The organism is Intrasporangium sp., from assembly GCF_032907665.1.
GTDB lineage: Bacteria > Actinomycetota > Actinomycetes > Actinomycetales > Dermatophilaceae > Intrasporangium.
The window spans coordinates 1-8188 of sequence record NZ_JAJJPG010000148.1; the positions used below are offsets into that span (position 1 = coordinate 1).

Annotated in this window: 7 protein-coding genes; 6 read left to right on the plus strand and 1 reads right to left on the minus strand. The window is 71.5% G+C overall.

What is annotated here, in order from left to right; translation table 11 throughout:
- The 6 genes from LOY02_RS16390 to LOY02_RS16415 form a co-directional block, all read left to right on the plus strand.
- A partial coding sequence (locus LOY02_RS16390) for an ABC transporter substrate-binding protein (protein ID WP_317183441.1) occupies nucleotides 1–996 on the plus strand: 996 nt, incomplete at its 5' end.
- A complete protein-coding gene (locus tag LOY02_RS16395) occupies nucleotides 996–1865 on the plus strand; it encodes a branched-chain amino acid ABC transporter permease (RefSeq protein ID WP_317183442.1) in 870 nt (289 codons plus the stop codon). The genes LOY02_RS16390 and LOY02_RS16395, both read left to right, overlap by 1 nt.
- Nucleotides 1862–3874 carry a branched-chain amino acid ABC transporter ATP-binding protein/permease gene (locus LOY02_RS16400; protein ID WP_317183443.1) on the plus strand — a complete coding sequence of 671 codons (2013 nt, stop codon included), beginning with the start codon at nucleotides 1862–1864 and terminating at the stop codon, nucleotides 3872–3874. The genes LOY02_RS16395 and LOY02_RS16400 overlap by 4 nt, the downstream gene beginning before the upstream one ends.
- Nucleotides 3871–4689 (plus strand): ABC transporter ATP-binding protein, encoded by an 819-nt coding sequence (locus LOY02_RS16405; protein ID WP_317183444.1) that lies wholly within the window; start codon nucleotides 3871–3873, stop codon nucleotides 4687–4689. Before LOY02_RS16400 ends, LOY02_RS16405 begins: the two co-directional genes overlap by 4 nt.
- Nucleotides 4686–5657 carry an MBL fold metallo-hydrolase gene (locus tag LOY02_RS16410; protein WP_317183445.1) on the plus strand — a complete coding sequence of 324 codons (972 nt, stop codon included), beginning with the start codon at nucleotides 4686–4688 and terminating at the stop codon, nucleotides 5655–5657. Before LOY02_RS16405 ends, LOY02_RS16410 begins: the two co-directional genes overlap by 4 nt.
- Nucleotides 5654–7234, plus strand: coding sequence for an FAD-dependent monooxygenase (locus tag LOY02_RS16415; protein WP_317183446.1), 1581 nt, complete (start codon nucleotides 5654–5656; stop codon nucleotides 7232–7234). The genes LOY02_RS16410 and LOY02_RS16415 overlap by 4 nt, the downstream gene beginning before the upstream one ends.
- A gap of 1 nt (nucleotide 7235) precedes the next feature.
- On the opposite strand, the gene LOY02_RS16420 is transcribed toward LOY02_RS16415, so the two are convergent.
- On the minus strand, nucleotides 7236–7910 hold the full coding sequence (locus LOY02_RS16420; RefSeq protein WP_317183447.1) for a SprT-like domain-containing protein: 675 nt from the start codon (nucleotides 7908–7910) through the stop codon (nucleotides 7236–7238).
- Between the last annotated feature and the right edge of the window lie 278 nt (nucleotides 7911–8188).

The window sequence follows — 8188 nt, forward strand, 5'->3', positions numbered from 1 at the left end:
CTCGAGATGCTCGCCGAGCAGGTCAACGCCGACGGCGGCGTCAACGGTCGCGAGATCGAGCTGATCATCGAGGACAACCAGTCCACCGAGGACGGCGCGGCCAAGGCCGTCAACGGTCTCATCTCGAGCGAGCAGGTCGACCTCATCCTCGGCGCCTCGCGCACCGGCCCGAGCCTGGCCATGCGCCCGATCGCCGAGCAGGCCGAGATCCCGATGATCTCGCTCGCGGCGAACCAGAAGATCGTCGATGACAGCACGTGGGTCTTCAAGACCGCCCAGAACGACCGCGTCGTCCTCGAGAAGCTCGTCGACGACATGTCGGCCAAGGGCTACAAGAAGATCGCGCTCGCCCGGGACGCCTCGGGCTTCGGCGAGGGCGTCGCCGAGATGCTCGGCGAGATCGGCCAGTCCGCGGGCATCACCGTCGGGCCCGTCGAGAAGTTCGCGCCCGACGCCACGGACTTCACCGCCCAGATGGTCAAGATCCGCGACGCCCAGCCCGACGCCGTCCTCATCTGGGGCATCCCGCCGGCCGCCGGCCTGGCCCAGAAGGCCTACCGCCAGCTCGGTCTCACCGCGCCGGTCTACCAGTCGCACGGCATCGGCAACCAGGCCTTCCTCGACACCGCAGGTGACTCCGCCAACGGCCTGCTCGCTCCGCTCGGGCGCATGCTCGTGGCAGACCAGCTCGCGGACAACGACCCACAGAAGCCCGTCGTCACGAAGTTCATCGCCGACTTCAAGGCGAAGTACGGCCAGAACCCGTCGACCTTCGCCGGGCACGCCTACGACGGCTTCATGATCGCGGTCGAGGCGCTGAAGACGGCCGGCACCGACAAGGCCAAGCTGCGCGACGCGATCGAGCAGATCTCCAACTGGCCCGGGGTCAGTGGCGTCTTCACGATGACGCCCGAGGACCACTCCGGCCTGACCAAGGACGCGCTCGTGATGGTCGAGATCAAGGACCAGACCTGGTCGGTGGCAGACAACAGCTGATGAGCGACTTCCTCCAGCTCGTCTTCTCGGGCCTGGCCCAGGGGGCGGTGTACGGCCTCGTCGCCCTCGGCTTCGTCGCCATCTTCTCCGTCCGCGAGATCGTCAACCTGGTCCAGGGGGAGTACGCAGCGCTCGCCGGGCTCACGGCCTTCAGTGCCGTGGGCGCCGGCTTGCCGCTGCTCGTCGCCGTGTTCGTCGCGATCCCGCTCGTCATCCTCGTGGCCGTGGCGCTCGAGCGGCTGACGATCGCGCCGATCAAGAAGATGACGCCGCTGCTGTCGATCATCCTCACGCTCGGCGTCTCCACCGCGGTGAAGGCGACGATGCTGCTCATCTGGGGCCCCGAGTCCCAGCGCCTCGAGACCTTCCCGGGCTCGGACGTCACCATCGGCGGGGTGAGCATCCGCTCCCAGGAGCTCTGGGTCCTGGGCACCGCTGCCGTCCTCGGCTTCCTCGTCGTGCGCTTCTATGAGCACACCCTCCACGGCAAGGCTCTTCGCGCCTGTGCGGAGCAGCCGACCGCGGCCCGACTCGTCGGCATCTCGCCGCGGACGGCGACGATGGTCGCCTTCGCGATCGCCGGGCTCGTCGGCGCGACGGCGGGTGTCGTCGGGGCACCGATCTACCTCGCGTCGTGGACGTCCGGCCTGACGCTCGGCCTCAAGGGCTTCGTCGCCGCCACCCTCGGGGGGCTCGTGTCCTTCCGCGTCGCGATGCTCGGCGGGCTCCTGCTCGGAGTGCTCGAGAACCTCGTGGCCGGATACGGCGCGTCCGGCTACCGCGACGCGGTCGCGTTCGTGGTCCTCGTCCTCGTGCTGTTGATCCGACCCCAGGGCCTGGCCCTCAAGGCGAGCGGGGTGCGCGTGTGACCACCGCGACCGGCCCCGTCACATCGAGCCGTATGCCGCTGCGTTCCTCACGCTGGCGCCGCTGGCTCCCCTTCGTCATCCTGTCCGTCGCGCTCATCGTCTTCCCGCTCGTCGCATCGACGTCGGTCGTCAACGTGGGCGTCTACGCGCTGATCTACGGTCTCGCCGCGATCGGGCTGTCCCTGCTCATGGGCCTCGCCGGCCAGGTCAGCCTCGGCCATGCCGCCTTCTTCGCCGTGGGCGGCTACACGCAGGCACTCCTCGTGACCAAGGCCGACTGGCCGATGTGGCCGGCAGCCGTGGTCTCGACGCTCGCCGCGATGTTCGTCGCCCTGCTCGTCGGGCTGCCCCTGCTGCGACTGCGCGGGCACTTCCTCGCCCTGGCCACCCTCGGTCTCGGGATCATCGTCACCGTCGTCGTCCGTGAGCTCGAGATCACCGGGGGCACGTCGGGGCTCTACGGCATTCCCAAGCCGGACTTCGGCGGGCGCCTCTACGACTCCGCGCAGGAGTACTTCTGGCTCCTGTCGCCGTTCGTCGTCATCGGCATGCTGCTGGCCACGAACCTCGTCCGGAGCCGGACGGGTCGCGCCCTCGGCGCCGTCAACGACTCCGAGGTCGCCGCCGAGTGCCTCGGCGTCGACACCTTCGCGCTGCGACTGCGGGTCTTCGTCCTCGCTGCCGGGTATGCGGGCCTCGCCGGCGTGTTCTACGCCCACTGGCTCGCCGTCGTCTCGCCGGAGGCGGCGGGTTTCGAGCTCAGCGTCGAGCTGCTCCTCATGGTCGTGCTCGGTGGACTCGGCACCGTGTGGGGCGCCCTCACCGGCGCCATCGCCGTCAGCGCCATGGACGAAGGGGCCCGAGACCTCATCGCCGCCGTCATCCCCGGCGCGAGCGGCGAGGTGCAGCTCATCGCCTTCGGCGTCGCGCTGGTCCTCGTCATCGTCCTCGTGCCCGGCGGCCTCGCCCAGCTGTGGCACACGGCGACGGGGGCACTGACGGCACGGACCAGGCACAGCCGTGCCGAGCAGCCGGCGCACCGGGCGCAGCCGGGCGAACCGGCGGCAGGTGCCCAGCCAGCTGCCTCGACCGGTGCCGAGTCGAGTGGCCCCGAAGAGCCGGCCGCGTCGCCGGTGCAGCCGGCGCCGGCGGCCTTGACCCAGCTGCTCGAGGGCGCGGAGCTCCCCGAGCGGGGGGCGTCGCTGCTCGTCGTGCGCGACCTGACGAAGCGCTACGGCGGCGTCACCGCCCTCGACAGCGTGGACCTCGAGGTTGCCGCCGGTGAGATCGTCGCCCTCATCGGGCCCAACGGGGCTGGCAAGACCACCGCGTTCAACATGATCAGCGGCGTGCTGCCACCGACGGCGGGCACGGTCACCTTCCGGGGCCGCGAGGTCCAGGGCCAGCGACCGCACGTGGCGGCGTCCCTCGGCGCCACACGGACCTTCCAGAACCTCCAGGTCTTCGGCAGCGCGACCGTGCTCGGCAACGTCAAGGTCGCCCGACACCTGCGCAGCCGGGCCGGGCTGGTGCGTGGCATGGCCGGGCTCGCGCGCGCCGAGGAGCGCGGCATCGACGCAGCCGCGCGGGAGGCGCTGGAGGCCCTCGGGCTGAGCGATCACGCCGACCGGCCCGTCACCGACCTGCCCTTCGGCATGCAGCGGCAGGTCGAGATCGCACGGGCGCTCGCCCTCGGCCCCGCGCTCGTCATGCTCGACGAGCCGATGGCCGGGCTCTCCGGCCCCGAGCGCACCAGCCTGTCGCGGCTGCTGCGCGAGGCGAGCCGCGCCGGGGTCGCCGTCCTCATCGTCGAGCACGACGTCGAGGCGGTCCTTGCCCTCGCCGACCGGGTCGCCGTCCTCGATGACGGTCAGCTCATCGCCATCGGTGAGCCCGAGGAGATCCGCAACGACCCCGCCGTCATCGCCGCCTACCTCGGCGTCGCCGATGAGGACGAGAGCCTCGTCCGCGAGGCGGCGGCACGCGTCGAAGGGGAGGTGAAGGCATGAGCGCGGCAGCGTCCACCCCGGCGTCCACCCCGGCGACGGCAGAGGCCGGCCTTCGCGTCGAGGGCCTGCGAGCGGCATACGACCGGCTCCAGGTGCTCCACGACGTCGACATCACGGTCCACCGGGGCGAGCTCGTCGCGGTGGTGGGCGCCAACGGCGCCGGCAAGTCGACGCTGCTCCGATCGGTCTCCGGGCTGCTCCGGCCGACAGCCGGCACGGTGACCCTCAACGGTGCGGACGTCACGCGGCTCGGCGCCGAGCAGATCGCCGCCCGCGGGCTGACGCACGTGCCGGAGAACCGCCTCGTCTTCCCGTCACTCACCGTCGAGGACAACCTCGCCCTCGGCGGGTGGGTGCGGATGAGGGACAAGGGGTATGCCGCTCGGCGGGCTGCCGCTCTCGAGCTCTTCCCGCGCCTGGCGGACCGGATCACCCTCCCGGCCGGCGCCCTGTCCGGGGGCGAGCAGCAGATGCTCGCCATGGCGCGGGCGCTCATGGCGGAGCCGTCGGTCATCGTCCTCGACGAGCCGAGTCTCGGGCTCGCACCGAAGGTCGTGGGCGAGATCGTCGCGGCCCTCGCCCACCTTCGCGATGACCGCGGCCTCGCCGTGCTGCTCGTGGAGCAGAACGTCAGGGCAGCGTTCCTCGTCGCTGATCGCGTCGTCGTCATGGACCGGGGGGAGGTCGTCGCGGAAGGGACCCCTGCCGAGCTCGCGAAGGACGACCGCGTGCGGCGCGCCTACCTCGGAGGGGGCACGACGTCCTCGAGCGCGATCCTCGATGTCATCGAGCCGAAGACCAAGGAGCAGCAGTGACCGAGCCCCAGAGCAAGCCGTTCGCCTCGTCCGCGGACCTCGAGGAGAAGGTCGAGACCGTCGAGATCCTCGGTGAGGGCGTCTACGCCTTGACAGCCGAGGGGGATCCCAATGTCGGGGCGATCGAGGGGGAGGACTTCGTCGTCTGCTTCGACGTCAGGGCGACCCCGGCCGCGGCCCGGGACTGGCTCGCCAAGCTGCGCGAGCACACCGACAAGCCCGTGCGCCATGTCGTCCTGTCCCACTACCACGCGGTTCGAGTCCTGGGCGCGAGCGCCTACGGCGCCGAGGAGATCATCGCCCATGAGTCGACCCGGCGGCTCATCGACGAGCGCGGCGAGCAGGACTGGAAGAGCGAGTTCGGCCGGATGCCAAGGCTGTTCAAGCAACCAGAGGAGATCCCTGGACTCACCCATCCGACGATCACCTTCGCCGACGAGCTGTGGATCCCGCTCGGCGGTGACCGCGGTGACCTCATCCTGCGCTGGTGCGGCCGCGGCCACACCGAGGGCGACGTCGTCGCTTGGGTGCCCAAGCAGGGCGTGCTCTTCGCCGGCGACCTCGTCGAGTCGCAGGCAGCCCTTTACACCGGCGACGCCTACCACCGCGACTGGGCGACAAGGACGCTCGATGCGGTCGCATCCTTCCGGGCCGAGTCGATCGTCGGCGGGCGCGGTGCGGTCGCGCAGGGGCGCGAGGCCGTCGATGCCGCCATCGCCCAGACCCGTCACTTCCTCGAGGTGCTCATGGCCCAGGTGACGGCCGTGCACCGGCAGCGTGGCTCGCTCAAGGACGCCTTCGACGCGGCTCACGCCGCCCTCGTCGAGGAATACGGCCGGTGGCCGATCTTCGAGCACTCGTTGCCCTTCGACGTGTCCCGCTTCTGGGACGAGCTCAACGGGATCGAGCGCCCCGTCATCTGGACGGCGGAGCGGGACCGCGAGGTATGGGACCAGCTGCAGCGATGACCGTTCTCGTTCTCGGGGCTGGTCCCGTCGGCCAGACCGCAGCCCTGGCCCTCGCCCGGTGGGACATCCCCGTCGTGCTCCTCGACCAACGGCCCGAACGTGACCCCATCGGGTCGAAGGCCATCTGCCAGCAGCGCGACGTGCTCGACTTCTGGTCCGAGCTCGGGGCCGGCGCCATCGCCGACGAGGGCCTGACCTGGTCCCGGGCTCGGACCTTCTACCAGGACCAGGAGCTCTTCGTCGTCGAGCTGAGCGACGCGGGCCGCTCACCCTTCCCGCCCTTCGTCAACATCTCCCAGGCCCGAACCGAGGAGGTCCTCGACGACGCGATCGCCCGCCAGCCGCTCATCGACGTGCGCTGGTCGCACCGGGTCACCGCGATCTCCCAGTCGTCGACGTCCGTCACCGTCCGCTGCGAGACACCCGACGGGGACGTCGACCTCACGGGTGACTACGCGATCGCCAGCGCCGGCTCCCGGGCCTCGGACGTGCGGGCGATGCTCGACGTCGACTTCGAGGGGACCTCCTTCGACGACGCCTTCCTCATCTGCGACATCGAGGCCACCCTGCCCGGCTGGGAGCAGGAGCGCCGGTTCTACTTCGACCCGACGTGGAACCCGGGCCGGCAGGTGCTCATCCACCCGTGCCCCCTCGGCCTCTACCGGATCGACTGGCAGGTCGAGCCGGACTTCGACCTCGAGGCCGAGCGAGCCTCAGGCCGGCTCGACGCGCGCATCCGCCAGATCGTCGGCGACACGGACTACCGGGTCGACTGGTCCTCGGTCTACCGATTCCACGCACGGATCGCTTCACGCTTCAGTGTGGGCCGCGTGCTCCTTGCGGGAGACCTCGCCCACCTCGTCGCACCGTTCGGTGCGCGCGGCCTCAACTCCGGGGTCCCGGACGTCGAGAACGCCGCGTGGAAGATCGCGTGGACCCTCCGCGGCTGGGCGGGGCCCGGCCTGCTCGAGACCTACGAGACCGAGCGTCGGGCCGCGGCGGTCGAGAACCTCGCCGTCACCACGGCCACGATGGACTTCCTCGTGCCGCACTCTCCGGAGGCGGCCGCGCGTCGGGCCGAGCTCCTCGAGGCCGCCCGGAGCGACACGACGGCGCGAACGCGGGTGGACTCGGGCCGGCTCGCCGAGCCGTACTGGTACGTCGACTCGCCTCTGACGACCCGAGCCGATGACCGGCCCTGGACCGGGCGGCCGCCGCGCGGCGCACCACCCGAGCCCGTGCCGGGCGTGATCCTGCCCGACGCCCCCGTGGAGGTGCGCGGTCGACCGGAGATCACCCACGTGCGACAGCTCGCTCGCGCCGGGCTGCTGGCGCTGGCCGGCCCGGAGGCCGACCTCGCCGCTGTCCGCGAGGCGTTGCGCGAGGGCGCCGGACCCGCGCCGCACGCCGTGGTCGCCCTCGACGAGATCGAGCCCAGCGGCATACTCCTCGAGTCCCTCAAGGCGCGCCCCGCTGACGTGTGGCTCGTCCGGCCGGACGCGCACACGTGCGCCGTCGCGCGGCAGCCGGCCGAACTGGTGGCCGCAGCCCGCCGCGCGCTAGGTCATCCCGGGTGACTCATCCGGCCTTCTCGACCCAGGCGAACGGCACCGACAGGACACCGTCGGGCACCCGCACGCGATAGCGGGTGCGGCCCCGCGTGACGATGCGGCCCACAGTGCCGTCGAACTGGCCGGGCGCGGCGATCCGGACCACGGCGCCTGGCCGCAGTCGCCCGGGTGCGAGCTGGGGGAGCCCAAGGAGCAGGGCATCGAGCTCTGCCGTGTAGTTGGGGTGCATCGGCACGCGCTGCCCCCGAAACGTCCAGTCGAGGACCCGCGCCGGATCGGGACCGGGACACCGCGCGCAGATGACCACCCGGGTCGGCACGCGGTGCCGGGTCGCCGAATGGCCCCGGGCGCAGGTGCCCACCCAGTCACCGGCGACACTCGGCGCTCCCGGTGACGAGCACCGTTGCGCGGAGCACCCGATCTCGAGAGCCTTCGCCCGCCAGACCGCGTCGTGCCCATGGCCGGGACCGACCAGGGCATGCGCGATCTCGTGCAGGATCGTGTCGCGCACCTCTGGCTCGGGGTGCAGCCGGGTGAGGTGGGCACTCAGTGTGATCTCGCGTCTGGCCGGCCGGCAGACACCCGCTCTCGTCCTGGCCCGGTCGAGACCCAGGACCCAGTCGCCCAGTCCGTGGACGGCCATGAGCTCTCGGCCCAGCTTCAGTGCAGCGCTCAGCTCCATCGTGCTCCCAACTGTCGGTGCCCCTGCGGGGACCCTAGGGCAGCCCACCGACACTGCGCTGCAGCGGTTTGCGGCCGAGAGTGAGAACTGCACGCCCGGGAGGGCGGAGCCACTGAGCCTCGTCTGGAACCCAGACCTTGGTGGCACTTCGACGAGATCGCAGAGGACTACGCGGCAGCGCGACCGCCCTACCCTCGCGCGCGGTCTTCGACGCGCTCGAGTCCGCCGGCGTCGCCGGGCCCGGCATGCGGCTCCTCGAGATCGGCGCCGGCGCGGGG

Bases quoted from the DNA above. Each gene is read 5' to 3' on its own strand.
- LOY02_RS16420 (WP_317183447.1), bottom strand. From the start codon at position 7,910: ATGGAGCTGAGCGCTGCACTGAAGCTGGGCCGAGAGCTCATGGCCGTC.
- LOY02_RS16395 (WP_317183442.1), top strand. From the start codon at position 996: ATGAGCGACTTCCTCCAGCTCGTCTTCTCGGGCCTGGCCCAGGGGGCG.
- LOY02_RS16415 (WP_317183446.1), top strand. From the start codon at position 5,654: ATGACCGTTCTCGTTCTCGGGGCTGGTCCCGTCGGCCAGACCGCAGCC.
- LOY02_RS16405 (WP_317183444.1), top strand. From the start codon at position 3,871: ATGAGCGCGGCAGCGTCCACCCCGGCGTCCACCCCGGCGACGGCAGAG.